This window comes from Bradyrhizobium yuanmingense (genome assembly GCF_025200905.1).
GTDB classification, from domain to species: domain Bacteria; phylum Pseudomonadota; class Alphaproteobacteria; order Rhizobiales; family Xanthobacteraceae; genus Bradyrhizobium; species Bradyrhizobium yuanmingense.
Window position 1 is genome coordinate 642843 of record NZ_CP104173.1, and the last position, 23779, is coordinate 666621.

General features: G+C 63.4%; 25 protein-coding genes. 12 read left to right on the plus strand and 13 right to left on the minus strand.

The window, feature by feature from the left end:
* The first annotated feature begins 69 nt into the window (after nucleotides 1-69).
* A complete protein-coding gene (locus N2605_RS03110) occupies nucleotides 70-423 on the plus strand; it encodes a nuclear transport factor 2 family protein (RefSeq protein ID WP_249784585.1) in 354 nt (117 codons plus the stop codon).
* Between the two features lie 2 nt (nucleotides 424-425).
* Nucleotides 426-869: a hypothetical protein gene (locus N2605_RS03115; protein WP_036009558.1), complete on the plus strand. Its 444-nt coding sequence runs from the start codon at nucleotides 426-428 to the stop codon at nucleotides 867-869.
* Between the two features lies 1 nt (nucleotide 870).
* On the opposite strand, the gene N2605_RS03120 is transcribed toward N2605_RS03115, so the two are convergent.
* Complete coding sequence (locus tag N2605_RS03120) at nucleotides 871-3099, minus strand: ATP-binding protein (RefSeq protein WP_260345791.1); 2229 nt, start codon at nucleotides 3097-3099, stop codon at nucleotides 871-873.
* Between the two features lie 237 nt (nucleotides 3100-3336).
* Here N2605_RS03120 and N2605_RS03125 point away from each other — a divergent pair, with 237 nt between their 5' ends.
* Entirely contained in the window at nucleotides 3337-4110 is a 774-nt protein-coding gene (locus N2605_RS03125; RefSeq protein WP_036009562.1) for a DUF2189 domain-containing protein, read from the plus strand.
* A gap of 192 nt (nucleotides 4111-4302) precedes the next feature.
* On the opposite strand, the gene N2605_RS03130 is transcribed toward N2605_RS03125, so the two are convergent.
* Complete coding sequence (locus N2605_RS03130; RefSeq protein ID WP_036009564.1) at nucleotides 4303-4815, minus strand: SRPBCC family protein; 513 nt, start codon at nucleotides 4813-4815, stop codon at nucleotides 4303-4305.
* Nucleotides 4816-4843: 28 nt separating this feature from the next.
* The gene (locus N2605_RS03135; RefSeq protein WP_036009566.1) at nucleotides 4844-5158 is read right to left on the minus strand and encodes an ArsR/SmtB family transcription factor; all 315 of its coding nucleotides are present in this window, start codon (nucleotides 5156-5158) and stop codon (nucleotides 4844-4846) included.
* Nucleotides 5159-5283: 125 nt separating this feature from the next.
* Between N2605_RS03135 and N2605_RS03140 the strand changes: the two genes are divergently transcribed.
* The gene (locus N2605_RS03140) at nucleotides 5284-5904 is read left to right on the plus strand and encodes a LysE family translocator (protein ID WP_081494564.1); all 621 of its coding nucleotides are present in this window, start codon (nucleotides 5284-5286) and stop codon (nucleotides 5902-5904) included.
* Nucleotides 5905-5908: 4 nt separating this feature from the next.
* On the opposite strand, the gene N2605_RS03145 is transcribed toward N2605_RS03140, so the two are convergent.
* The gene (locus N2605_RS03145) at nucleotides 5909-6712 is read right to left on the minus strand and encodes an N-formylglutamate amidohydrolase (RefSeq protein ID WP_260345800.1); all 804 of its coding nucleotides are present in this window, start codon (nucleotides 6710-6712) and stop codon (nucleotides 5909-5911) included.
* A gap of 76 nt (nucleotides 6713-6788) precedes the next feature.
* Here N2605_RS03145 and N2605_RS03150 point away from each other — a divergent pair, with 76 nt between their 5' ends.
* Entirely contained in the window at nucleotides 6789-7187 is a 399-nt protein-coding gene (locus N2605_RS03150) for a gamma-glutamylcyclotransferase family protein (RefSeq protein ID WP_225114069.1), read from the plus strand.
* Between the two features lie 56 nt (nucleotides 7188-7243).
* Here the strand turns inward: N2605_RS03150 and N2605_RS03155 are convergent, their stop codons facing one another.
* Nucleotides 7244-7807 (minus strand): chlorite dismutase family protein, encoded by a 564-nt coding sequence (locus N2605_RS03155; protein ID WP_057027835.1) that lies wholly within the window; start codon nucleotides 7805-7807, stop codon nucleotides 7244-7246.
* Between the two features lie 254 nt (nucleotides 7808-8061).
* Between N2605_RS03155 and dnaG the strand changes: the two genes are divergently transcribed.
* Nucleotides 8062-10059: a DNA primase gene (gene dnaG / locus N2605_RS03160; protein WP_260345801.1), complete on the plus strand. Its 1998-nt coding sequence runs from the start codon at nucleotides 8062-8064 to the stop codon at nucleotides 10057-10059.
* Nucleotides 10060-10434: 375 nt separating this feature from the next.
* Nucleotides 10435-12570, plus strand: a complete 2136-nt coding sequence (gene rpoD, locus N2605_RS03165; RefSeq protein ID WP_036009578.1) for an RNA polymerase sigma factor RpoD — start codon at nucleotides 10435-10437, stop codon at nucleotides 12568-12570.
* 398 nt (nucleotides 12571-12968) lie between these two features.
* On the opposite strand, the gene N2605_RS03170 is transcribed toward rpoD, so the two are convergent.
* The 4 genes from N2605_RS03170 to N2605_RS36350 all read right to left on the minus strand — a co-directional run bounded on the left by N2605_RS03170 (nucleotide 12969) and on the right by N2605_RS36350 (nucleotide 16931).
* A complete protein-coding gene (locus N2605_RS03170; RefSeq protein ID WP_109145975.1) occupies nucleotides 12969-13970 on the minus strand; it encodes a SphA family protein in 1002 nt (333 codons plus the stop codon).
* A 236-nt stretch (nucleotides 13971-14206) separates the two neighbouring features.
* Nucleotides 14207-15637 carry a DUF1254 domain-containing protein gene (locus N2605_RS03175; protein WP_260345804.1) on the minus strand — a complete coding sequence of 477 codons (1431 nt, stop codon included), beginning with the start codon at nucleotides 15635-15637 and terminating at the stop codon, nucleotides 14207-14209.
* An 81-nt stretch (nucleotides 15638-15718) separates the two neighbouring features.
* Nucleotides 15719-16387, minus strand: coding sequence for a hypothetical protein (locus N2605_RS03180; protein WP_260345806.1), 669 nt, complete (start codon nucleotides 16385-16387; stop codon nucleotides 15719-15721).
* A gap of 145 nt (nucleotides 16388-16532) precedes the next feature.
* Nucleotides 16533-16931: a helix-turn-helix transcriptional regulator gene (locus N2605_RS36350; protein ID WP_074448035.1), complete on the minus strand. Its 399-nt coding sequence runs from the start codon at nucleotides 16929-16931 to the stop codon at nucleotides 16533-16535.
* Nucleotides 16932-17206: 275 nt separating this feature from the next.
* On the opposite strand from N2605_RS36350, the gene N2605_RS03190 reads away from it, so the two are divergent.
* Both N2605_RS03190 and N2605_RS03195 read left to right on the plus strand, forming a co-directional pair.
* Complete coding sequence (locus N2605_RS03190) at nucleotides 17207-18208, plus strand: helix-turn-helix transcriptional regulator (protein ID WP_260345808.1); 1002 nt, start codon at nucleotides 17207-17209, stop codon at nucleotides 18206-18208.
* Nucleotides 18209-18593: 385 nt separating this feature from the next.
* Nucleotides 18594-18968, plus strand: a complete 375-nt coding sequence (locus N2605_RS03195) for a thiol-disulfide oxidoreductase DCC family protein (protein ID WP_260345810.1) — start codon at nucleotides 18594-18596, stop codon at nucleotides 18966-18968.
* Between the two features lie 18 nt (nucleotides 18969-18986).
* On the opposite strand, the gene N2605_RS03200 is transcribed toward N2605_RS03195, so the two are convergent.
* From N2605_RS03200 to N2605_RS03210, 3 genes are all read right to left on the minus strand, one after another.
* Nucleotides 18987-19223, minus strand: a complete 237-nt coding sequence (locus N2605_RS03200; RefSeq protein ID WP_128923691.1) for a hypothetical protein — start codon at nucleotides 19221-19223, stop codon at nucleotides 18987-18989.
* A gap of 506 nt (nucleotides 19224-19729) precedes the next feature.
* Entirely contained in the window at nucleotides 19730-20068 is a 339-nt protein-coding gene (locus tag N2605_RS03205; RefSeq protein WP_036009589.1) for a hypothetical protein, read from the minus strand.
* Between the two features lie 16 nt (nucleotides 20069-20084).
* A complete protein-coding gene (locus N2605_RS03210; RefSeq protein ID WP_260345818.1) occupies nucleotides 20085-20591 on the minus strand; it encodes a hypothetical protein in 507 nt (168 codons plus the stop codon).
* Nucleotides 20592-20736: 145 nt separating this feature from the next.
* Here N2605_RS03210 and N2605_RS03215 point away from each other — a divergent pair, with 145 nt between their 5' ends.
* Nucleotides 20737-21543, plus strand: a complete 807-nt coding sequence (locus N2605_RS03215) for a lytic murein transglycosylase (protein ID WP_225144264.1) — start codon at nucleotides 20737-20739, stop codon at nucleotides 21541-21543.
* Between the two features lie 145 nt (nucleotides 21544-21688).
* On the opposite strand, the gene N2605_RS03220 is transcribed toward N2605_RS03215, so the two are convergent.
* A complete protein-coding gene (locus N2605_RS03220; protein WP_260345820.1) occupies nucleotides 21689-22525 on the minus strand; it encodes an SDR family NAD(P)-dependent oxidoreductase in 837 nt (278 codons plus the stop codon).
* 121 nt (nucleotides 22526-22646) lie between these two features.
* Between N2605_RS03220 and N2605_RS03225 the strand changes: the two genes are divergently transcribed.
* Together N2605_RS03225 and N2605_RS03230 are read left to right on the plus strand one after the other, a co-directional pair.
* Nucleotides 22647-23021, plus strand: a complete 375-nt coding sequence (locus tag N2605_RS03225) for a response regulator (protein WP_036009616.1) — start codon at nucleotides 22647-22649, stop codon at nucleotides 23019-23021.
* Between the two features lie 44 nt (nucleotides 23022-23065).
* Entirely contained in the window at nucleotides 23066-23677 is a 612-nt protein-coding gene (locus tag N2605_RS03230) for a LysE family translocator (protein ID WP_260345823.1), read from the plus strand.
* Nucleotides 23678-23779: the final 102 nt, after the last annotated feature.

A 23779-nucleotide genomic window follows, 5' to 3' on the forward strand; every position in this document is an offset into this window, starting at 1 on the left:
GAGGCGCGCGCTTTGCCACCTTCCTGGCCACAAGCCGAAGGGAGGATCCGTGTCGTGAGCGGACAGGCAATGGACCGCGCGGCCGCCGCAAGCTTCGTCGCGGCATGGTGCGCGAACTGGCGCAAAGTGGACATCGACGCGGTCGTCGCCCATTTCGCCGACGATGCACAGATGCGCAGCCCTCTCGCGCTCACCCTGACGGGGTCTCCGACCGTCACCGGCGCCGAGAACATTCGCGCCTACTGGCGGAAAGCCTACGGCCACATCGAAAGCGCCGACCTGAAGATCCTGGACTGGAGCTGGGACGAGGCGATCGCGCGACTGACGGTGTGGTGGCAATTGGGCGATACGCGCGCCAGCGAATTCATGGACTTCGACGATGCGGGCCGTGTGGTGCGCAGCGAAGCCTTCTACGGAAAATGACCATGCGATTTTCGGATATCGTCCTGCTTCTCAACACGCTCTGGTTCGTGGGCGCGTTCATCCAGTTCAGCATCGCGCAAACCAACACGTTGAAGATCCTGCTGCCGCGAGAGGAGCGCAGCAATCCGATCGCGCCGACCCTTGCAGCGAGCGTCGCGTTTCTCGGCGGCATGAATCTGCCGATCGGGCTCTTGTCGCTCTATCTTCTGGCCGCCCGTCCGTCCTTCTTCCAGCCGGTCGAAGCGCAGCTCGCGCTGTTCCTGTTCTTTGCCGCCTGCCATTTCAGCCAGTTCGCCTATAACGTCCCGGTGCTGATGCGCGGCGGCCGCGTCGGGGTGGCCTATTGGCCGGTGTTGAAGGGCCCGATGCTCCGGATCTTCGTCATCGACGCGGCTCTGTTCGCGGCCAATATCGCAGTGGCGCTGCAGCTCACCATCGCGTCCTGATCTAGCGCGGCGGCTCCGCAAGGGCCGCGCGCAGCATCGCGGCGAGCTCCTTGCGCCGGAACGGCTTGGTCAGAATGCGCGCGTCGATCCCGTCGGGCGTCTTGACTGGATCCTGGCTGTAGCCGGACGTGAAGAGCACCTTGAGGCCAGGCCGCAGTTGAACGGCCTGCCTCGCCAGCTCCGGCCCGAACATGCCGCCGGGCATCACGACGTCGGTGAACAGCAGCTGGATGTCCGCGGACTGGCGCAGCACGTCCAGCGCCGCGGGTCCGTTTGCCGTCGTGATGACGCGGTAGCCGAGCGCCTTCAGCTCGTTCTCGACATAGGCGCGCACCATGTCGTCGTCCTCGACGACGAGGATCGTCTCGTATCCCTCGGGTGCGGCGACACGCGCTGCCGGTGACGGCTCCTCGCTCGACGACGTCGGCAGGCGAGGAAAGAACAGCCTGACCACGCTGCCTTGACCCGGTTCGGACTGCATCTGCACGAGTCCGCCGGATTGTTGCGCAAATCCGTAGACCATGCTGAGGCCAAGGCCGGTGCCCTTGCCGACCTCCTTGGTGGTGAAGAACGGCTCGAACGCGCGCTGCAACACCTCGCTGCTCATGCCGGACCCGGTATCCTTCACGGCCAGCATGACGTAGTCGCCGGGCCGCGGCTCGCCGTTGACGTCGAGGTCGGATTCACCGAGCGATGCATTCCGCACCTCGACCATCAGCTTGCCGCCGTCAGGCATCGCGTCGCGCGCGTTGAGCACGAGGTTGAGCACGGCCGTCGCCAATTGGCCGGGATCGACGCTGGCGAGCCAGAGATCCGGCGCGAACGTGAAGCTGGATTCGATGTGCTCGCCCAGGGTCCGCTGCAGAAGCTGCTTCATGCCGGTCACCTGCTCGGCGATGTCGATCTCGCGCGGCCGCAGCGGCTGCTTGCGCGCGAAGGCGAGCAGGCTCCGCGTCAGGTCGGAACCCCGCTCGGCGGCGGTCGCAATGTCGTCGGCGATCCGGTGCAATTCCTCGTTGCCCGCAAGCCTGTCGGCGAGGTGCTCGGAATTGCCGAGAATGACGGTCAGGAGATTGTTGAAATCGTGCGCCACGCCGCCCGTGAGCTGGCCCATGGCTTCCATCTTCTGCGACTGGCTGAGCTTGTGGCTGAGATCGGCGATGGCGGCGCGCTGCTGCTCGAGCGATTCGGCCGTGCTGTTGAGCAGCGTCATCAACCCGCCGAGCTCGCCCCCCGGGTGGGGCTCCGGAATGCGCGCGCTGAGATCGCCGTGCCCCAGGCTCTTCGCCATGGCAGCGAGCCGCCCGACCTGCCGTCCGATGCTCACCGTCGTGAGGATCCAGAGGCCGGCGAGGAGCAGCAGCGAGGCCACCGCCAGGATCGCCATGTCCTCGTAAAGCCGGCGGTTCGCTGCCGCGATCAGTCCGTCCTTGGACCGCCCCACCAAGATATAGAGTCCGGCCTTGCGGATCGCGGGCGAGCGGGCAACGCCCCAGATCTGCGTGCGGCCGTCGCGATCGGCGATCTCCCGGAATGGTTCGCCGTCGGGATCTGCCGCGAAGCGGAACAGGTCGGAGCCCGCAATGGAGCCGCCGATGGGTACGCTCCAGCCGCCGCGCTTGGGGGCGGCCAGGACCGTGCCCTTGGCGTCGACGAGCAGGATGTCCTTCTCGGCGAGCAGCCGCTTGTCGTGAAACTCCGCGAATTTGTTCAGGTTGAAGGAGGCCAGCAGCACGAATTTCAGCGCGCCCGTATCCGATCGCACCGGATAGGCGATCTGCAGCACCGACAGTCCGGTGAGGCGGCCGAACACCGGTTCCACCGCGACGAGGCCGTGAAGAGTCTTGACCTCTTTGAAATAGCCGCGGTCGTTCAGGTCGAGCGTGCGGTTGGTCCGCAGCGAGTCGCAGAACAGCCTGCCGTCGGGATCGATGGTCAGGATACCCGTGAACTGCGGATATTCCTCGCGGACATCCGACAGAAACGCCGAGCATGCCGCTTTGTCGCGCGTGTCGAGGTCGCGGGCGCGGGCGAGCCCGTAATGAAGCTGGGCAGTCCCCTGGATCTTCTCGCCGAGATCGCTGGCGATGTCGTCGGCGGATGCGGCGAGATTGGCCAGCGCCGCGTCGATCTCGCTCGTCCGGTTCTGCACGAAGCGCAGCCCGACCAGAATCGCCGGCACGAGCATGGCCGCGATGACGAGGATAAGTAACCGGGTACGCAGGCTCATCGGTGGGCGATCGGCTCTCGGGCGGCGGTATTCGGAGGTGCAATTTGCGGCACGATCATCTGCCCCGTCCATAGCGGTCGGTGCAAAAATCGCGCGAAAGGCTAACGATTTCGCCGTGCGAGCATCGTCCCTTCGCTGCTACCCTTCGCGCTGGCCGGCTTCAAGTTGCGCCGCGCGGCGGCGCTAATATCGCGGCATGCGCGCGACGAAGATCGCGCCGATGTGCGGAGGAAGCTGATGTCCATCTCGGGCAAGGTCGATCCGGTGGTGCGTCCAGTGGCGGCGGTCGACATCGCCGAGGCGCTGGTCGAGGGCCTCCGCGATTTCCAGGCGCTGCCGCTCTACGGTCTCTGCTTCGGCGCGCTCTATGCCGCCGGCGGCATCGTCATCATGCTCTGTCTCACTGCCTTCGGCATGGTCTACCTGGTCTATCCCCTCGCTGCCGGTTTTGCGTTGATCGGACCGTTCGTTGCGATCGGCCTCTACGAAGTCAGCCGGCGCCGTGAGCGCGGCGAGCCGGTCTCGTTCGCTGCGATCTGGTCCGCGATCCGCTCGCGCAGCGAGATCGGCTGGATGGCCTTCGTGACGTTGTTCGTCTTCGTGGTCTGGATGTACCAGGTGCGGCTCCTGATCGCGCTGCTGCTCGGCCTCAACGCCTCGTTCTCGAGCTTGCAGGAATTCATGACGGTGGTGCTGACGACCAGCGAGGGCCTCTTGTTCCTGGCCATCGGCAATGCGGTCGGGGCCGTGCTGTCGCTGATCCTGTTCTCGCTGACCGTGGTGTCGTTCCCGCTGCTGCTCGATCGCGAGGTCGATTTCGTCACGGCCATGGTGACGAGCGTGCGCGCGGTGGTGACGAGCCCGCTGCCGATGATCGGTTGGGCCGCATTGATCGTGATGCTGCTGATCGTCTCGGCGCTGCCCTATTTTCTCGGGCTGGTGGTCACGCTGCCGGTGCTCGGGCATGCGACATGGCATCTGTACCGCCGGTTGGTGGCGCCGGTGGCTTAGTGTCGGCGCTCTTCCTTCTCCCCTTGTGGGAGAAGGTGGCGCGAAGCGCCGGATGAGGGGTCTCTCTCCGCGGACTCATTGAGAGAAGTGTGCGCGGAGAGAGACCCTCACCCGTCTCGCCGCTTTCGCGGCGAGCCACCCTCTCCCACAAGGGGAGAGGGGAAGAAGCGACCTACGCTTGTCCTTCTTCAATTACGGCACCTTGATCCCCATCGCCTTCAGCGCCTCCAGCAACCGCACCGGCGGGGACATCTCGATATGCGGCGCCTTGCCGGTCTCCAGCAGGCTCTTCAATCCGGAGAGGATCGCGGGCCAGCCGGTGCGGCCGCCGGAAAGGATGTCGTCGCTGAGCTCGCGGTCGTGGCGTTGGCTCAGGGTGAGGCGGACGGCTTCGCCGGCCTGCTCGATCTCGTAGGTGACGATGGTGGTGCCGAGCTTTTCCACGAGGTCCGGCCAATTGACGTTCCAGCTCACCGTGAGCCTCCTCGGCGGATCGTATTCGAACACTTCGCCGCGGATGTGCTCGGAGCCGTCGGGCGCGTGCACGACGAAACTGCCGCCGAGCTTCGGCTCCATCTCCACCGCAAAGCCGGAAAAATATTTCCGGCTGAACTCGGCGGACGTCAGCGCCTCCCACACCTTCTCGGGCGTCGAGGCGATGTAGATGGTGTAGACGGTCAGCGGCTTGAATTGATCGAGGTTCATCGTGCATCAAATCCTTCGTTGAGCGGACTCACTCGTCGCCGTTCTCCAACTGACGTTTCAGCTCGTTGAGCGCGGCGAGCTTGCTGCGCTCGAACTTCCTGATCCAGCGTTCGCCGATCTGATGGATCGGCACCGGGTTGAGGTAGTGCAGCTTCTCGCGTCCATGCCTGATGGTGGTGATGAGGTTCGCTTCCTCCAGGATGGCAAGGTGCTTGGTGACGGCCTGTCGCGTCATCGCAAGCCCCTCGCAGAGCTCGTTCAGTGTCTGGCCGTTTCTGGCGTGAAGCCTGTCGAGCAGCGAACGTCGCGAGCTATCCGCGAGCGCCTTGAAGACCTCATCCATGGCGGCGATAATAGGCAACTAAATGGTTGCATGTCAAGGGATCGGCTTGGAGCGACTGACGCGTCTTCCGTTCCAGCGCTCGCCATGCATTAATGCGGCGAAACCGCCTTCAGCGAGTCCCTCCCATGATGTCCATGCAAGCCTACCTCGCCTTCGTCGCCGCCTGCATTGCGCTGGCGCTGCTGCCGGGGCCGATCGTCACCCTCGTCATCGCCAATGGCCTGCGCCACGGCACGCGTGCGGCGCTCATCAACGTGGCCGGCGCGCAGGCCGGGCTTGCCATCGTCATCGGCATCGTCGCGATCGGCCTGACCTCGCTGATGGCGACCATGGGCTATTGGTTCGACTGGGTGCGCTTTGCCGGCGCCGCATATCTGATCTGGCTCGGCATCAAGCTGATCTGGGAGCCGGTCGAAGGCGTCGATGTCGATGCGCCGCCTCCGCCGCCGCGCGGCGGCTTCTTCCTGCAGGGATTCCTGGTGCTGCTGTCGAACCCCAAGGTGCTGGTGTTCTTCGGCGCTTTCATCCCGCAGTTCATGGACATGAGCCAGCCGCATTTCCCGCAGGTTGCGCTGCTGGGTGCCACCTTCATGGTGACGGCGGTGATGACTGATGCGCTCTACGCGATTGCCGCCGGGCGCGCCCGAAAATTCTTCTCGGCGCGGCGAACGCGGATGGTGTCGCGCATCTCAGGCGGCTTCATGATCGGCGGCGGCATCTGGCTGGCACTGACGCGGGCGAAGTGACCGCTTAACTCATTCTCTGCTCGCGCAGCGTGGCCTCGATCTCGCGCAGGATCCGCGCCAGCCGCTCGGCCCATTGCTGCTGGCCGCTCTCCTCAGTGATCAGGTCCTGGCGGATCTCGATGCCGGTGTTGACGAGGCCGCGCGCCTCGCCGTGGATTGGAATCGTGTAGTCGGTGATGTCGCTCACCGCATAAGGCTGGTTGTCGCCGACGACGAGCGCGCTCTCGGCCCGCAAATGCTGCAGCATCAGCCGCGGCAGCACCGTGTCGCGGTGATAGAGCGTGCCGATGTGCCAGGGCCGCGGCTCGCCGTAAAAGACCGGCGTGAAGCTGTGCAGCGCCACCAGCACCGTCGGCCTGCCCGCCCTGATGCGCGCATCGATCGCAGCGCTAATCCGGCGGTGATAAGGATCGAAGATCTCGCGCCGGCGCATTTCCTTGGCCGCGGCCGACAGATCCTCATTGCCGGGGATGGCGGTCGCCTCGGAGATCACGGGAATCGAGCTTGCGACGCCCGGCGGGCGGTTGCAGTCGATCACCAGCCGCGAATAGCGTTGCGCGATCAGATGCGCATCGAGCATCGCGGCGAGCCGCTCGGCGACGCCGGCGATGCCGATGTCCCAGGCGATGTGCCTGACAAGATCGCTCTCCGCGACGCGGAGATCGCCGAGCGCGCGGGGCAGCACCCGTCCGTAATGGTCCGCGGTGAGCAGGAACGGCGATGTCCCTGCCGTATTCACCTCATGCACGGGCGGAATGTCGCCCTCGCCGAGCAGCTGGTCGGTTGCGTCGGCTATATCCAAAGCCATCCTGATTTGCCTATGGAATGACAAACTGTGTAAACGGAGTAGCGGTATCGCACCGATGCCGCAACGTTGGAACGGCATGAGCTCGGATCGACTTTTCGTTTACGGCACCCTGATGCGCGGCTTCGACCACCCGATGGCGCGGCTGCTCGCGGCCCATGCGGAATTCATCAGTGAAGCCACCTGTCGCGGCCGGCTCGTTCTGGTGAAGCACTATCCGGGATTGCTGCTCTCCGAGACGCCGTCGGACATCGTCCATGGTGAGCTGTTTCAGCTGCGCGTGCCGGACGAGCTCCTGCGCGAGCTCGACATGTACGAGGCTTGCGGCGAGGGCTTTCCCGAACCGACGGAATATCTGCGGCAGATGATCGAGGTGACGCTGCCCGACGGCACCACCGGGAAGGCCTGGACCTACGTCTACAATTGGCCGGTTACCGATCTGCCGCGCATCGAGTCCGGGCGCTTCCTTGATCGCTAGATATTCTCGAGCGTGATCTTCTCGGAAAACCGCTGCGCACTTTTCCGGATCATGCTCTATGCCGACAGCACTTCCTTCACCACGCGCACGTCGACCTCGCGCTCGACATAGCTCCACTCCTCGGTCCGCCGCAGCATCGCCACCAGCTCCTCGAACAGCGAGGCGTGCACGGGGGCGAATTCGAACCAGGTCAGGAAATCGAAGGGGCCGCCGAGGTCGCGGCAATGATAGAGCTGGCGCGCGATCGCGGGCAGAAAACGAAGACTGCTGGCAATGTGGTGCGACTTGTCCTCAAAAATCTTGCGGCGCTCTTCCTGGGTCAGCTCCCACCAGGCCTGCGATTTGCGGATCGGGATCAGTGCCGCGCTGGTGGCCTCCAGCCGGCCGAGGCCGGCCTGCACGGCGACGAGCTGCTGCTTCTCGGCCCGCTCGGTGTAGCGCAGGCTGCTGGCAACGCCGACCAGCCGCCAGGCATTGCGCGAGGGCACCAGCGGCAACGAGACGGCCTCGCTGTCGGTCACCGACAGCGCCGGCACGAAGGGCAGGGACTCGCCCGTCACAGGCGAGAGCGAGGTCACCCGCCAACCCCCGGTCTGGCCGCCCCGAAAGGTCCTGAACATGGCGGTATGGAAGCGTGGAACCGGGCGCGGTTCAAGTGGCTCGTCATCCCGGGGCGCGCGCAGCGCGAGCCCGGAATCCATTTCTCCCAGCATTCCAGTGGCTCGATGGATTCCGGGCTCGCCCCTTCGGGGCGCCCCGGAATGACGGAGGGCTGTGAACAGCGCGGATAAGCCCGACAAACCTGGCCTTTGACCGGGCCGTCCCTATATCCCTGATCCTTCGCCCAACTCAAACGCTCGGCTAAACTCGCCCCATGCGCTTCACGCCCCAGTTCCTCGACGAGCTTCGTGCCCGGCTTTCGGTCTCCGAGGTCGTGGGCAAGCGCGTCAAGCTGAAGAAGGCCGGGCGCGAGTGGAAGGGGCTGTCGCCGTTCCAGCAGGAGAAGACGCCGTCCTTCTACGTCAACGATCAGAAGGGTTTTTATCACGACTTCTCCTCGGGCAAGCACGGCGACATCATCACCTTCGTGATGGAGACCGACGGCCTGCCGTTCGCGGAAGCCGTGGAGCGGCTCGCCAATATGGCGGGCCTGCCGCTGCCGGCGGTGACGCCCAACGCCGCGCGCGAGGAGCAGCGGCGGCGCTCGCTGCATGACGTGATGGATCTCGCGGCGAAATTCTTCGCCGAGACGCTGGCCTCGCGCGTGGGCGCGAAAGCGCGCGGCTATCTCGCCGATCGCGCCATTTCGCCGGCGACGCAATTGCAGTTCCGCCTCGGCTATGCGCCGGGCGAAAGATTCGCGCTGAAGGAGCATCTCGGCAAGCTCGGCGTCTCCGTCGAGGACATGGTCGAGACCGGTCTGTTGATCGGCGGCGACGACATCCCCGTTCCCTACGATCGCTTCCGCGATCGCGTGATGTTTCCGATCACCGATCTGCGCGGCCGCGTCATCGCCTTCGGCGGGCGCGCGCTGGAGAAGGACGTTCCGGCCAAATACCTGAATTCGCCGGAGACGCCGCTCTTCCACAAGGGCGACAATCTCTACAACCACCAGACCGCGCGCAAAGCCACCCATGACGGCAGCCCACTGATCGTGGTCGAAGGCTATGTCGACGTCATCGCCATGGTCGCCGCGGGCTTTGCCGGCAGCGTCGCGCCGCTCGGCACCGCGCTCACCGAAAGCCAGCTCGCGCTGCTCTGGAAGATGGCGGACGAGCCGATCCTCTGCTTCGACGGCGACCGCGCCGGACAGAAGGCGGCCTATCGTGCTGCGGACCTTGCCTTGCCGTTCCTCGCGCCCGGCAAGAGTCTTCGCTTTGCGCTGCTGCCGGAAGGGCAGGACCCCGATGATCTCGTGCGCTCGGGCGGGCGCGGCGCGATCGAGGAGGTCATCGCCGCCGCCCGTCCGCTCGCCGACATGATCTGGTCGCGCGAGCTCGAGGGCGGCAATTTCGCCACGCCCGAGCGGCGCGCCGCGCTGGAGGCGCGCATCAGGGAGCTCACGAACGGCATCCGCGATGAGGTGGTGCGGCGCTATTATCGCGACGAATTCGTCGAGCGGCTGCAGCGCACCTTCGCGCCCGAAGGCGGGCGCGGCTTTGGCGGCCGGGGCAATTTCCGCCCCGGTGGCGGCCGCCCGTTCCAGCCGCGGGGCGGGGCGAATCGATTCGGCGGACAAGGGTTCGGCGGCCGCCGCGGCGCCCCGGGTCCGACCCCGCTGCCATCCGGCCCCTATCAGGCGGCGAGCCCGCAGCTGGCGGCAAGCCCGATCCTGCGGGGCCAGCGCAGCGCCATCTCCCGCCGGGAGGCGCTGATCCTGCAATGCCTGATCAACCACCCCTGGCTGCTGCACGAGCATCTGGAGGAGGTCGCCGCTCTGGAGCTGGCCCATCCCGAGGCCCACAAGCTCCGGGCCGGCATCATCGCCGCCTTCGCCAACGACCATCACCACTCGCCGGACCCCGGCGAGCAGGCCGAAAAGATGCGCGGCGACCTCGCAAAGGGCGGATTTTCTCAAACTCTTCAAAGGGTTGAGAATGTCATCACGACCCAGGCGGTGTGGGCCGCCCGCGAGGGCGCGGCGCGGGACGACGTTCTTGCCACCTGGCACCAGCTGGTTGCCTTGCATCGGCAATGGCATTCACTACTTAGAGAGCTGAAAGACGCCGAGCTGGCCTTGGGGGAGGATCCCAGCGAGGCCAATTTGGCGTGGCTGCGTGACGTCAAGGCTCGGATAGGGGAAGTCGACGGTACCGAGGCCCTGATCGAGGGTTTTGGCGAGCTGTCTGGCCGGCTCCAGAAGAGCATGTGATGAAAGAAACATGCGGACGGCCACGGCTGGAACCGCTAAAAGACTCGCCAAATCCTAGGTTTGGCGGCAAAAACAGGGTTAATCGAGGCTTAACGGTCTTGTAGCACTTTGGCCCAGAGGCGGCCGCAGGCATAACAGACGCGTCAGGAATGAATCCGCGCAATCGCTGTTGGCACTACACCTGCATCCGCCGCGACAAAGAGGCTGACGAAGCGTTAGGCAATTCCGGCGAGAGAGAGTTGGGGGTGGCGAGAGGTTTGTGCGCCGCCCTTTCCGTGTCGAGAGCTGCCGAAGCGAGAGCGTCGAGCAACAGGTTCATGTGAATTCACGCGAAGGCGCGGCGCGTCTCGCATGAAGCGCGTTTAGGAGCAATGGATGGCCACCAAGGCAAAGACGCTGCAGGCGAAGGACAAGGAAAAAGACGACAAGGCAGCGGATGCGCCGGAGAAGGATTCCCAGGACGCGCCCTCGCCCTTGCTCGATCTGTCCGACGCGGCCGTGAAGAAGATGATCAAGCAGGCCAAGAAGCGCGGCTTCGTGACCTTCGATCAGCTCAACGAAGTCTTGCCGTCCGACCAGACCTCGCCCGAACAGATCGAGGACATCATGTCGATGCTCTCGGACATGGGCATCAACGTCACCGAAGCCGACGACACCGAAGGCGAGGAAGAGAAGGACGAGGGCGACGACGAGACCGATAACGAGCTCGTCGAGGTCACCCAGAAGGCCGTCACCGAGGTCAAGAAGAGCGAGCCTGGCGAGCGCACCGACGATCCCGTGCGCATGTATCTGCGCGAGATGGGCACGGTCGAGCTGCTCTCCCGCGAAGGCGAAATCGCGATCGCCAAGCGCATCGAGGCCGGCCGCGAGGCGATGATCGCGGGTCTCTGCGAAAGCCCGCTGACCTTCCAGGCCATCATCATCTGGCGCGACGAGCTCAACGAAGGCAAGATCTTCCTCCGCGACATCATCGATCTCGAAGCCACCTATGCCGGCCCGGATGCCAAGGGCGGCATGAACGCCGCGATGATCGCAGGACCCAATGGCGAGGGCGGCGAAGCCTCGGCCGAGGGCGGCGAAGCCACCGCGTCCGCCGCTGCGCCCGCGCATGTCGCGCCGCCTGCCGCGCCCCCGTCGCCGACGCCGTTCCGCGCCGCGCCCGCGGCCGCCCCCGAGGGCGAGGAGAAGGATCCGGGCGAGGCCGCCGCCGAGTCCGACATGGACGACGACGAGTTCGAGAACCAGATGTCGCTCGCGGCGATCGAGGCCGAGCTCAAGCCGAAGGTGGTCGAGATCTTCGATCGCATCGCCGATAGCTACAAGAAGCTGCGCAAGCTTCAGGAGCAGGACATCCAGAACCAGCTCCAGAACGAGTCGCTCTCGCCGCACCAGGAGCGCAAGTACAAGAAGCTGAAGGACGAGATCATCGTCGAGGTGAAGTCGCTGCGCCTCAACCAGGCGCGCATCGACAGCCTCGTCGAGCAGCTCTACGACATCAACAAGCGCCTCGTCTCGCATGAGGGCCGCCTGATGCGCCTTGCCGACAGTCACGGCGTCGCGCGCGAGGATTTCCTGCGCAACTATACCGGCTCGGAGCTCGATCCGCGCTGGCTCAACCGCGTCTCGAAATTGTCGGCCAAGGGCTGGAAGAACTTCGTCCACCACGAGAAGGACCGCATCAAGGACCTCCGCCACGAGGTGCATCAGCTCGCCGCGCTGACCGGCCTCGAGATCGTCGAGTTCCGCAAGATCGTGCATTCCGTGCAGAAGGGCGAGCGCGAGGCCCGCCAGGCCAAGAAGGAGATGGTGGAAGCCAACCTCCGTCTCGTGATCTCGATCGCCAAGAAGTACACCAACCGCGGCCTGCAGTTCCTCGACCTGATCCAGGAAGGCAACATCGGCCTGATGAAGGCGGTCGACAAGTTCGAGTACCGCCGCGGCTACAAGTTCTCGACCTACGCCACGTGGTGGATCCGGCAGGCGATCACCCGCAGCATCGCCGACCAGGCCCGCACCATCCGCATCCCCGTGCACATGATCGAGACCATCAACAAGATCGTGCGCACGTCCCGCCAGATGCTCAACGAGATCGGCCGCGAGCCGACCCCGGAGGAGCTCGCCGAAAAGCTCGGCATGCCCTTGGAGAAGGTGCGCAAGGTCCTCAAGATCGCCAAGGAGCCGCTGTCGCTGGAGACGCCCGTCGGTGACGAAGAGGATTCACATCTCGGCGATTTCATCGAGGACAAGAACGCGATCCTGCCCATCGACGCCGCGATCCAGTCCAACCTGCGCGAGACCACCACGCGCGTCCTGGCATCGCTCACCCCGCGCGAAGAACGCGTGCTCCGCATGCGTTTCGGCATCGGCATGAATACCGACCACACGCTGGAGGAAGTCGGACAGCAGTTCAGCGTGACGCGCGAGCGTATCCGCCAGATCGAAGCGAAGGCGCTGCGGAAGCTGAAGCATCCGTCGAGGAGCCGGAAGCTGCGGAGCTTTTTGGATAATTGATCCGATTTCAATCCGAACGAAAACGGCGGGCCAACAGCCCGCCGTTTTTCTTTGACTCGGCTCTCGCCCCGTCATTGCGAGGAGCGCTTGCGACGAAGCAATCCACCAGGCGATTGCCCTACCCATGTCCGATTCCATTCCAACAGCAACAAAAGTGCGGACGGTGCCCGACTTCCGAGATGGGCCGAAAGCGGAAGTGCCGGTCCGGGGGGCGACTTTCCTTCTTCAAAGTGCGGGATTTCGATGCAGGTAGATCTTCTCGACTACCTTCACGCCAGCTTTGTTCAGCAGGTGGAAGGTTCGAGGCTACGCAGATAACCAGCTCAGTTCGATATGTTCACGTGAGACGTTCGACCGACCCATGGTGTGTCGGCGAGATCGGCTAAGCGGCCACGCTGCTATTTTGTGATCCGCCGGGTTGATGCGACAGTTCTGGTCGGCGCTATCGGCGATATTGAGAACGTCAGCCAAGTGTTCCAGCCAGCCGGCCGATTCTCCGCAGCGAACTCGCCATATCCCTTCAGATTCAAATACCCCTGCATATCGCCTACCGGAAATAGAAAGCCAATCTGCGGACCAACTGCGAAGACTCGGGACCGAAAGCCGCCTAGGGCGGGATGCTGGCCAAAGTCATCAGTTATCTGCTGATAGGCATAACCAACGAGGCCGACGAAAGTTTGCTTTGACAGAAACTGCGAGGCTCCCCAGTCAACGTGAAGATCGATGCCGTTCTGGTACTGCGTATCCGGATTCTTGAAATTGTAGGTGAGGCCCGCCACCGCGGAAAACTCGTGGCCAGTTTGCGGATTGAAGTAGGTGTAGCCGGCGCCGCCGTCGATGGCGCCATGCCCGATGCCGAGATTGGCGAGACGGGACGAACTGTAAGCGCCGACGGGAACATCTCCGGTTACGTAGGTCATGAAGTTATGGACGCCTGCATTCCACTTGAGCGTCGCCTGCGGGTAGAGATCCCCGACTGACGTGATCGAGTCGCCGAACCTGCCCGTGCGCGTCACGGCCAGGGGGCCGACAGTTGCGGTGAGCGTTCCTGCTAGATCAGCGCTCGATCGTCCGAACAGTCCTGTCACTCCGATGGCCAGTTGCCCGCCCAGCACGGGGGTTGCGAACGTGTATGTAGGATTGAGCAGGACGAGATCCCCCCGCCCATTCAGACGCAAGTTCAGATCGACGTTTACTGTTGCGGGGATTCTGCCGACGTGAATTTCCCTTGCGGCAGCCGCGGTGCCGAATGCACTTACGCTGGTGTGGTAGTAGACCGCTGCCATTGACCAGCCGGGGGCTTGAGGGGTGGCGGCAAGGCTGCTGAAGCGGCCAGGGAGCCAGTAGGAAACGCCACCTTCGTCGGCGTAAGCCGTGGCAGCAGGCACCGACAGCGTCATGACTGCCGAGGCAATGGCTGCATTCCTGAACGCAGAAGAGAGAGACGGCTTTGTCGCGCTCCGTCCAACGCGCTGTTTTCCTTTTCCAAGGTGAAGTGCCGACATCATGGCCTCCTGCATCGCGAATGCCGTGTCATTCGCCCCAGAAAACCCAAAGCGAGTACAGCGTGCTGTGGGGCATCTGGGAGCGGCCTAGCAATCATGCCGGCGCATGCGCGCCGGCATGATTGCCTGCTCTAGGCTCCAACTTTTCTGGCGGCCGGGACCGTCCATGTGCCGCTGATGATCGAGGGGTCCGTCTCCTGGGGCCAGTACATACGCAACATGAGGATGAAATCTCCCTCAGGCGCAGGTAGCCAGTTCGACTCCTTCTCTTTGCCGGGAGAGTCCTTCTGGATGTACAGATCAGTTGATCCGTCCGGATTCTCCTTCAAGTCTTCCCGAGCGCTGACGGAGTACCTGTTGAGCGGGTTCTTCACGAAGAAATAGCCGCTGTCGTACATCGTAAGCGACCAGAATCCCTCCGCTGGAGGCAAGTGACCTTTCGGAAATCGCATCACGTACTTGTTCGCGCCGCTGTACTTGTGACCGTCGGCGTCTTTTTGCGAGGTCGGATAGACGGCATCCTGCGGCCGGTTGGCACCAAGCCCGATCGCGGTTACCAAAGCCCGCATCAAATAGTCGGTGCCGTAGATGCCGGTCTTGGTCGTGAACGCGAACCCATTCTCGTCTTTGATGGCCTTGTTGATTTTGAACTGCAGCATGATCCGGTCGAACGACACCTCCGGCAGGCGCCTCAGAAAGTCTGCCTTCAGCTTACTCTCATCAAAATCCTGCCCTGGGACGATGCCGATGCGGGCAAACTTCGCAAGTTGAGGCGCGTCCGCGGCGTAGGGCGGATTAGTCTTCATCAGCTCGCAAAGCAGCTTGAAGTATGAGACCGCGTCCATGCGATTGACCTGCTCGCGGACCGCCGTCTTCATATCGATTGTTGGATCCACCTTCCCGGCGGCGGGCGTGTAGGCTTTGCCATAAGCGCTGAGCGGAACGAGCTTGCATTCGTCTTGCAACTTGTGCACCGCAGCGTAATCGTCCGCCGTGCCGGTGCAATAGATGCGGCCGAGCAGCCACACGATATTGGTGGCCGACTTGTACTCCTTGACACCCGCCGGCAGCGTGCCCTTCCAACCCGGCCCCGTGATCGCGTAGGTCTGCGCCCCGGTGCCGGTGGTGCGCTTACCTGGCACGTGAAACACGGTGGTCCAGCCGTCCAGCATCGGCATCAGGAAATAGCGGCCCTTCATGTCCGGAATGCTGAGTATCCAGGGCTCCTTTCCGACGTCGAAGAAGGATGTCGTGTACAAGGTGTCGGCATTCGGTGCCGTCACATCCCTGAAGGTGGCGTCGGGATACTGGCGCAGCTTGATGATGTGTCCCATCGGACCGCGCGTGCCGACGGGCTCGGCGACATTCGTGATGATCCGCCGGGTCATCTCCATCGTCACCAGCGGGTAGCCAAAGATGTAGGCGTCGCTGGCCAGCCAGAAATCCTCCAGGCCTTGTCCCACTCCGAAAAATGAATCCTGGGCAAGAGCCGGTCGTGTGGCGGCGGCTCCCGCGAGCAGCCCCATTCCGCCAAATGCAAGGGATCGACGGGTGATGTTCATCGCTAATCTCCTTCCTATAGAAAACCAGTCACGTGGATTCGCAGTTCACGCCTTTGCAACGGAGCCACTCGGGCGAACGGCTCAATAGCAGGGCGGATAGGGGTAGTAGCCGCAGCGCGGTGAGTAATAGGGATACGCCGTAGCCCCGGCCACAGCAGCGGCTCCTGCCACGGCAGCGCCGCGGTAGAACGCTCCGCGCCAGGCGGTGCGGCGAGCGACGCCGGCGAAAGACAACGGCGTCAACGGACGGCCAATGATATCGATAAAGACAGATGCCGGCCCGTCCGCCCCGGCGAGATCACCTTCGAGGATATCGACGTCGAACGTCAGCTTATCACCTTCAAGCTTGGGGGATTTCAACACGACGACGGCATCCAACACCGACGATCCGTCTTTCTTGAATCCTGACACCGTGGCGTTGGGCGGGTCTTTAGCGAAGTTGTCGCTGCCATTGCCCCAGTCCTCGACAATCCGGGAGGTCAGATCATGCCCGGCGGCACGAACCGGCCGGTCGGCAAACACGATCGCATTCGGAGAAATTGCACTCAGCACCAGCTTACCCTCCTTCAGGCTCACCCCGCGTGAGTTGAGTACAAAAAGCGATGGGACCACTTCCGGCTTGGCCTGACCAATCGATTTCTCAAGCGGAATGTGCGGCTTGGGTTCGGCCTGAGATTGAGCAAGAAGCTTGTGCGGAATTGCCACTAAGCCAGCGGCGCAGACCGCAATCAAGGCAACGCGGATTGTCATGATGATCCTCTCCTTTGCAGGCTGGTCGTTCTTCCTCGAACAGCACGTGAGCAATTCGGAAGCGACAAGAGCGTCGCTAGTGGCGGCGGCATCTCTGCATTTCGCGCCAAATCACGCGGCGCGTCTTGCCATTTCGCGCCAATCGTCAGGAATCATTCAACGGGTTGGTGGGGTGAGAACGTCGGCGGACGAGCGACCGATCATGCTTGCGGCCGCGTTGCTGCCGCCGATAAACGATGGGTTGAATTTTCATCAAACGCACGAAAGCGCGGCTGAAGCTGCTCGCGTTCGTGTATCCTAGAAATTCTGCAATATCCGACAAGCGCTTGCTCGTATCGGCCAGCAGGCGGCACGCAATCTCCAATCGGACTTCGTCGAGGATCTTGCTGTGGCTTGTGCCCATGCGTTCTAGATGACGCTGCAATGTGCGCCCGCTAATTCTGAGCGCATGCGCTGTGCTATCGAGGGTTGCGTCACCGTGCCGCAGTGATGCAACGATGGCGGTGCGGACCGCCGTGGATGAAGGCAAGCGGACGGCTCTCATCGTTTGACGTCAGGCCTGAAGCCTATGCTCCTACAGCGGAAAATCGATCCATAGGATTAGGCGAGCTCAGAGGCGCATCTGGCCATTGTGCGCCAAAATGTTAGTCGAATGGAATGAGCTGAGACTGCAATCCTCTGGAGGCAAAGCCAGACGCAAGCAAAGAGCCTTGCAGTCCTGATAACCTAAGCGCGTGACGGGCGTCGGCGCTCCCTGTTTAGGGAGTTGTCGTCCTGCGACGCCGCTCGTGCGCTGAATTAATTGATCGAGACGCACCGATGCCAAAGATTCATTTGACGCGTTGTCAGCACCTCAGTCCCTTCGCTGACATTCTGGAGAATCTCGGCGCGCCAACCGCTTCTTTACTGGAAAAATATCGGCTGCCCGCTTCTCTGGAGGAAAAAGCCGATCATTACGTGCCGATTTTGCCTGCGATCGAATTTGCGGAGTTTGCCAGCCGGTCGCAAGGTATTGAAGATTTTGGATTCCACGCTGCCAAGTCGCTCAATTTCGCGCACCTTAGTGAGAAGACCAGGTATCTAATCAGTCATTCCCCGACTTTGCTCGTCGCGCTGCACCAGGCCTGTAGATTGGCTTCGCTCGAAGATTCAAACTTGAGCAACTGGGTGGAGCGCCACGGCGACCATGTTCGCTATTGCAGCAAGCTAGCCGGCACTGCCGGACTTCAGCATCTCGAGCATTCACAATGGCTTCAGAACGTTTTCCCGATTTACATCGTCCGGCAATTCGCCGGTCCGGACTGGGCACCGGCAACTATCGCCTTTGAGGCACGATACACGCCGGGTCCGGCATGTCGGTCTTTCTGGCCGACGTCCCGCTTCCTGTCTGGTCAAGAAGCCTCGTGGATCGACGTACCTGTTTCATTGCTGGGCCTTCCTAACAGATTGGATCAAGCTCCTTCACATCCGAAGAGCGATCTTGTCGAACATTCGAACCTTGACTTCATCCACGCACTTAAGCTGATGCTTCCATCCTACATTGACGAGCGGCCTCCGGCGCTGGCGGAAGTCGCGGAGATGGCGGGGGTCAGCGCACGCAGCCTTCAACGCAAGCTATCTCGCGCCGGGATGACATATTCGCGGCTGTTGGATACCGTGAGGTTTGAAAATGCCAGAAAGCTTTTGCGCGATACGGATTCCAAGATCATCGACATTGCGTTTGCTTCGGGCTACGCAGATCCCGCCCATTTTACCCGTGCATTCCGCCGGGTTGCAGGCGTGACGCCCGGCCAATTCCGCGAGCAATGGAGGCCTCGATAGTGTTGCCATTCGCTGCATCCTGTCCGCTTCGGGTCAATGCGAAGAACTCAAGTTGAGCAAATCAGGTCTGCTCTGCCACCCATCCCCACAGACGTATCTGGGTTGCTTCGCTGCGCTCGCAATGACGGGGATAGGGCCGAACCCTGCTTCTTCTTCGCCTCCTTTCAATCCGCTCGATCTCCAGCGCCGACCTCCCGCTCTTTTGCGCGACTCTTGATGCTGCTCCCAATGAGGTTGCGCCCGGCTCGTCGCCGTCGAGGCTGCCGCGCAATTCGGCGGGCCGAGGTCGGGTCGTCCTTCTTTGTGCCTTTGTATCGGCAGCTTCAGCCGAAGGCGTTTATCTGGCTTTCTCTCGGACTATAATTCCGACGAGAAAGGCTCATTGATGCCACCCCACCTCACCGCCTACTACAACACCCGCTGCCCCGTCTGCGACGCCGGCATTGACTGGCAGCGCAACAAGCTGCTGGCGCTGGTCCGCGCGGGCACCGTTGAGTTTAGGGACATCAACGAGCAGCCCGATGCACTGGCGCACTTTGGCGCTTCGCTCGACGACATCAGGCGGCGCCTACACGCGACGGATGAGGCCGGGCGGCTCGTCGTCGGCGCTGATGTCGCGATTGCGCTGTGGCGGTTGACGCCTGGGCAGGGGTGGCTTGCGGTGTTCGGCAATCGCGTGGCGCTGCCGATCACGCGGTTTGCCTATGACCGGTTTGCCGATCTGCTATTTGCCTGGAACAAATGGAGCGGGCGCTGGTGAACGCCCCGCTGTGCCCGCCTACTTCTTCTTCGCTCCCACCCGCTCGATCCGCTTGATCTCCAGCGCCGGGCGGCCGCTCTTTTCCGCGATCTCGCGGTCCTGTTCCATGATGAAGCTGCGGGCGGGTTCGTCGCCGTCGAGGCCGCCGAGCAGTTCGGAAGGGACGCGGCGGTTGGAGCGTTGGGAATCGTCTTCGTAGACGACGTTGAAGAAGGCGAATTCGCCTTTGGGGTTGGTTCCGGGTTTTTTGGCCATGGCGGCTTGTCCTCGATCAGGACGCCGCAGTCAAATGACTTTCGGGGTTGTGACCTTCGCGATCGTCGCCACGCCCTTCAATAAACGGCGGGCCGAAGCCCGCCGTTTATCTTTTCAGCGTCGCCCGGGGCTGGCAGGGCGACAACCTAAAATAGAAGGCTATAGAAGGCGCGCCGCGATGGCAAGGTAAATCGCCGCGCGACGATGTCGCAGCAGGCGCATCAGATATGCAGCTGATGGATATCGCGATTTCCCACAATTTCGAAAATCAGATGCTTTGGATCCTCGAAGTACTTTGTTCATCTTGCTGCGCTCTCGGAAGGCAACGAGAGCGCGCGGGCATCAGCGTATGGAGTCTTGCGATGTTGGCACCATACCACTGTTTTGCCCGACGGTCAACGTTGATTCGGAAAAATCGTAAAGATCACATCAAGACTTCTACTGTGCATGGGGTTGTTTTTGCGGTTTTGTTTCGGCGCCGACGCGCACGCTTCGCGCTGCGCGCCTCAATCTCGCCGGCGGTGCACCACCTCCTGCACGGCGAGCCGCGATCCCCGTCCGCCGCCTTTGTCGCCAGGCTCTTTGCGTCCCTGCGCCATGATCGCGCTGCCCATCGCGGCCGAGCCGAAGGTGATGAGGAAGGAAGCGAGCAGCAGCACGAGCGCAATGCCAGGTGCGCGGTCGGCGAAGATCAATTCGCGCAGATGTCCGGGGTTGAGCCAGAGCAGGCCGCCGACCAGCAGCACGGCGGCGCAGGCGCCGATCGCGAGATTGATGGCGAGCAGGCGAAACAGCGGGATGCGGAGGAGGGAGCGGGCTGATTGAGGCTGCTGGCGATTGGGCATGGCGATGACGTTCCCCTCACGCCGCCGGCGCGGCGCGCGCGGCCTGCTGTCGCTCCATCATGGTCTGCCACAACGTCGCGATGCTCTGTTGCGTCTGCGGCGCGATCAGGCAATGGCCCTCATTGTCGAAGCCGCAGAACCGCACGGAAGCGTCCTTCTTCACCTCGGTTAGCGCCTGGTTGATCATCTCGAGACACGTCATGACCTCGCTGACGTCCGAGAGGCGCGTGTGATGCAGGAGGTCCATCAGGCGGAACGTCATCACCGCGGGGCGGCCGAAGCTGATGTCGGGGCGGCCGAGCTCGAACAGCACGTTCACGGCCGGAAGCACGCCGCGGATGTGCTCGAGCACGCCGGCCATGTCTTCCACGCTGCAGGCGACGAGATGGGAGACTTGCGGCGGCGTGGCCGCCGGCGTCCGTGGCGCAAGGCCGAGCGCGGCGATCACCTCCTGCTCGATCCATTGCCGCACTGGTGCTGGCGCATTGCGGATCTGCTCGGCGCTCAAGGTTATTCCGGTCATGTGTGGTTCTCCTGCTCGGCTCAGTCTAGAAAGCACGGCGTGAGACGGTTGGTGCGGATCAAGCCTTGTGCTTTGACGCTCACGGCGTTCCCGGGCATGATCCGCCCGCTGCTTCGCACTGGAATTCTCTGGGGGATTGCTCCACATGCTGAGACTGCTTCTCGCTGCCGCCTTCGTCTTGTCTTTGGCCGGCGGATCGGCGCAGGCCGCCCGCTGCGGCGGCGACTTCAACGGCTTCATCGCCAGCATGGCGCAGGAGGCGCAGGCCGCCGGCGTCTCGGCGAGCGTGACCAATGCGGCGCTCGGCGGCGTTGCGCCCGACCCTGCGGTTCTCGCCTTCGACCGGCGCCAGCGTTACACCTTCAACAAGACCTTCGAGCAGTACGTCTCGACTCGCGTCGGCCCCGGCCGCATCAATGGCGGGCGCGCGATGCTGCAGCGGCATGCCGCGCTGCTGTCGCGCATCGAGCAGAAGTTCGGCGTGCCCCGCTATATCCTGGTCGCGATCTGGGGGCTGGAGAGCGATTTCGGCAAGGGCGACACCGGCAAGCTGCCGGTGGTCCGCACGCTGGCGACGCTCGCGCATGATTGCCGCCGCACCGATCTGTTCCAGGGCGAGCTGCTCGCCGCGCTCAAGATCGTGCAGCGCGGCGACCTGCAGCTGCGCGACATGATCGGCGCCTATGCCGGCGAGATCGGCCAGACCCAGTTCCTGCCATCGTCCTACATCAAGTACGGCGTCGATTTCGACGGCGACGGCCATGTCGACCTCCGCCACAGCATCCCCGACGTGCTCGCCTCGACCGCGAACCTCCTGCACACGAGCGGCTTCAAGATGGGCCAGCCTTATGGCGAGGGAACGCCGAACTTCGAGGCGATGCGCGAGTGGAACAGGGCGGTGGTGTACCGCAAGACCATCGGCTATTTCGCCGATCGGCTGATGGGGCAGTGACCACATCATCGGTGTCATCACCCGCGAAGGCGGGTGATCCAGTATTCCAGAGACGGCGCGGCTAGAGCCGAGAAGCCACGGCGTACTGGATTCCCGACTTCGCGGGGAATGACAGCGGTGGGTGTGGAGGCCGTTGCGCTCCTGGCTACTTTTCTATCCCCTTCGCCATCTTCTCCAGCCGCCGCTGCAGCGGCGCCCAATAGGTTCCCGGGCGGAAGCGCTGCAGCAGGTCCATGAAGCGGGCGTCGTTGCCGATCAGGATGCGCGGCTCGTTCCGCTCGATGCCCCTGATGATGCGCAGTGCCGCGTCCTTCGGCGAGGTCTTCGCCGCGTTCTCGAACCGTTCGATCGATTGCGCGCGGCGGGCATTGTCGGTGACGCCGACGCCGGTGCGGGCGTTGCGCGCGATCGCGGTGGCGATGCCGCCGGGATGCACGACCGACATCTTCACCGAGCTGCCCGCGACGCTGAGCTCGTGCCGCACGCTCTCCGAGAAGCCGCGCACTGCGAACTTCGCCGCGGCATAGGCCGATTGGCCCGGCGGGGCGATGATGCCGAAGATCGAGGAGAGGTTGACGATGTGGGCCTCGCTCATCGTCTTCAGGTGCGGCAGGAAGGCGCGTGTGCCGTGCACCACGCCCCAGAAATTGATGTCGAACAGCCAGTCCATCTGGGCCTGGTCGATCTCCTCGAACGTGCCCATCAGCGCAACGCCGGCATTGTTGACGACGATGCCGAGGGAAGGATGCGCGGCGACCGCCTCGCTTGCGAACTGCGCGATGTCGCTCGGCTGGCCGACGTCGACGCGATGCAGGCTGACCTTGCGCGCTGTTCCGATCTCCGCCGCGAGTGCCTTCAATCCGCCCTCGTCGCGATCGGCCAGCGCGAGGTCGCAGCCGCGTTGGGCGAACTCGATCGCCAGCGCCCGGCCGATGCCGCTCGCGGCTCCCGTGATGGCGGCGGCGCCCCGAATCGTCGTCATGAGTTCCCCCGTCAAGTCCCCGATGATGGAACTATGAATTACTTTTTTTTGAAATGAAACCGAACCCACGTCCGCCTGGGTTTTTAACATCCGTTATGAGGGCATGCATTGGGAGCCGCCGATGGGACAAGCGACGCCATTACGCGCGACAGCGCTGATCGTTGAAGACGACGCCATGCAGCGGGAGATGCTTTGCGTCCTCCTGGAGGAGAGCGGCTACCAGGTCATCCAGTGCGAAAGCGCCGAGGCCGCCGAGCGCGTGCTCGACAAGAACGCCGGCGCGCTCTGTCTGATGCTGACCGACGTCCAGCTGGCCGGCCGCATGAACGGCGTCGAGCTCGCGCATGTCGCCAAGGACCGCAATCCGAAGCTCGACGTCGTCGTCACCTCGGGCCGGCCCTTGAAGCAGGCCCTGCCCGACGGCGCCAAGTTCTGGGCCAAGCCCTGGGCGCCGCTCGACGTGCTGCGCGAGGCCGAGATCGCTCAGCTGTCCTGACGCGCCCGCTTTCTCGCAGCGCGCTGCGGTGATAAGGTCGGCCCATGACCTGGTCCTTCCTGCTCACCTCGCTCATCGTCGTCGCTTCCCCCGGCACCGGCGTGCTCTACACGCTCGCTGCGGCGCTGACCCGCGGTTCGCGCGCCAGCGTGGCGGCCGCCTTCGGCTGCACGCTCGGCATCGTGCCGCACATGGCGGCGGCGATGCTCGGTCTTGCCGCCGTGCTCCACACCAGCGCGCTCGCCTTCGCCGCGCTGAAATGGTGCGGCGTCGCCTATCTGCTCTACATGTCCTGGCAGGCGCTGCGCGAGACCGGGGCGCTGGCGGTTGGCGGCGACATCCGCGAGCGGTCGAGCAGCCGCGTCATCGTCACCGGCTTCCTGATCAACATCCTCAATCCAAAACTGTCGATCTTCTTCCTCGCCTTCCTGCCGCAATTCGTCGCGGCGGACGAGGTCCATGTGCTGGCGCGCATGCTGGAATTGAGCGGCGCCTTCATGGTGATGACCTTCGCGGTGTTCGTCCTCTACGGCTTTTGCGCCGCCGCGGTGCGCGAGCGCGTCATCTCCCGCCCGGCCGTCATGGCCTGGCTGCGCCGCTCCTTTGCCGCCGGCTTCGCCGCGCTCGGCGCCAAGCTGGCGTTGTCGGAGCGATAGCTTCTTCTTTACCTCTCGAAAGGTCTCGTCATGCCCGGGCTTGTCCCGGGCATCCACGCTCTTCGGACTGTGCGGCAAGGCGTGGATGGCCGGGACAAGCCC

What these genes read in the sequence shown, in the direction of transcription:
- N2605_RS03110 (WP_249784585.1), top strand. Translation starts at nt 70, where the DNA reads ATGGACCGCGCGGCCGCCGCAAGCTTCGTCGCGGCATGGTGCGCGAAC.
- N2605_RS03115 (WP_036009558.1), top strand. Translation starts at nt 426, where the DNA reads ATGCGATTTTCGGATATCGTCCTGCTTCTCAACACGCTCTGGTTCGTG.
- N2605_RS03120 (WP_260345791.1), bottom strand. Translation starts at nt 3,099, where the DNA reads ATGAGCCTGCGTACCCGGTTACTTATCCTCGTCATCGCGGCCATGCTC.
- N2605_RS03125 (WP_036009562.1), top strand. Translation starts at nt 3,337, where the DNA reads ATGTCCATCTCGGGCAAGGTCGATCCGGTGGTGCGTCCAGTGGCGGCG.
- N2605_RS03130 (WP_036009564.1), bottom strand. Translation starts at nt 4,815, where the DNA reads ATGAACCTCGATCAATTCAAGCCGCTGACCGTCTACACCATCTACATC.
- N2605_RS03135 (WP_036009566.1), bottom strand. Translation starts at nt 5,158, where the DNA reads ATGGATGAGGTCTTCAAGGCGCTCGCGGATAGCTCGCGACGTTCGCTG.
- N2605_RS03140 (WP_081494564.1), top strand. Translation starts at nt 5,284, where the DNA reads ATGATGTCCATGCAAGCCTACCTCGCCTTCGTCGCCGCCTGCATTGCG.
- N2605_RS03145 (WP_260345800.1), bottom strand. Translation starts at nt 6,712, where the DNA reads ATGGCTTTGGATATAGCCGACGCAACCGACCAGCTGCTCGGCGAGGGC.
- N2605_RS03150 (WP_225114069.1), top strand. Translation starts at nt 6,789, where the DNA reads ATGAGCTCGGATCGACTTTTCGTTTACGGCACCCTGATGCGCGGCTTC.
- N2605_RS03155 (WP_057027835.1), bottom strand. Translation starts at nt 7,807, where the DNA reads ATGTTCAGGACCTTTCGGGGCGGCCAGACCGGGGGTTGGCGGGTGACC.
- dnaG (WP_260345801.1), top strand. Translation starts at nt 8,062, where the DNA reads ATGCGCTTCACGCCCCAGTTCCTCGACGAGCTTCGTGCCCGGCTTTCG.
- rpoD (WP_036009578.1), top strand. Translation starts at nt 10,435, where the DNA reads ATGGCCACCAAGGCAAAGACGCTGCAGGCGAAGGACAAGGAAAAAGAC.
- N2605_RS03170 (WP_109145975.1), bottom strand. Translation starts at nt 13,970, where the DNA reads ATGACGCTGTCGGTGCCTGCTGCCACGGCTTACGCCGACGAAGGTGGC.
- N2605_RS03175 (WP_260345804.1), bottom strand. Translation starts at nt 15,637, where the DNA reads ATGAACATCACCCGTCGATCCCTTGCATTTGGCGGAATGGGGCTGCTC.
- N2605_RS03180 (WP_260345806.1), bottom strand. Translation starts at nt 16,387, where the DNA reads ATGACAATCCGCGTTGCCTTGATTGCGGTCTGCGCCGCTGGCTTAGTG.
- N2605_RS36350 (WP_074448035.1), bottom strand. Translation starts at nt 16,931, where the DNA reads ATGAGAGCCGTCCGCTTGCCTTCATCCACGGCGGTCCGCACCGCCATC.
- N2605_RS03190 (WP_260345808.1), top strand. Translation starts at nt 17,207, where the DNA reads ATGCCAAAGATTCATTTGACGCGTTGTCAGCACCTCAGTCCCTTCGCT.
- N2605_RS03195 (WP_260345810.1), top strand. Translation starts at nt 18,594, where the DNA reads ATGCCACCCCACCTCACCGCCTACTACAACACCCGCTGCCCCGTCTGC.
- N2605_RS03200 (WP_128923691.1), bottom strand. Translation starts at nt 19,223, where the DNA reads ATGGCCAAAAAACCCGGAACCAACCCCAAAGGCGAATTCGCCTTCTTC.
- N2605_RS03205 (WP_036009589.1), bottom strand. Translation starts at nt 20,068, where the DNA reads ATGCCCAATCGCCAGCAGCCTCAATCAGCCCGCTCCCTCCTCCGCATC.
- N2605_RS03210 (WP_260345818.1), bottom strand. Translation starts at nt 20,591, where the DNA reads ATGACCGGAATAACCTTGAGCGCCGAGCAGATCCGCAATGCGCCAGCA.
- N2605_RS03215 (WP_225144264.1), top strand. Translation starts at nt 20,737, where the DNA reads ATGCTGAGACTGCTTCTCGCTGCCGCCTTCGTCTTGTCTTTGGCCGGC.
- N2605_RS03220 (WP_260345820.1), bottom strand. Translation starts at nt 22,525, where the DNA reads ATGACGACGATTCGGGGCGCCGCCGCCATCACGGGAGCCGCGAGCGGC.
- N2605_RS03225 (WP_036009616.1), top strand. Translation starts at nt 22,647, where the DNA reads ATGGGACAAGCGACGCCATTACGCGCGACAGCGCTGATCGTTGAAGAC.
- N2605_RS03230 (WP_260345823.1), top strand. Translation starts at nt 23,066, where the DNA reads ATGACCTGGTCCTTCCTGCTCACCTCGCTCATCGTCGTCGCTTCCCCC.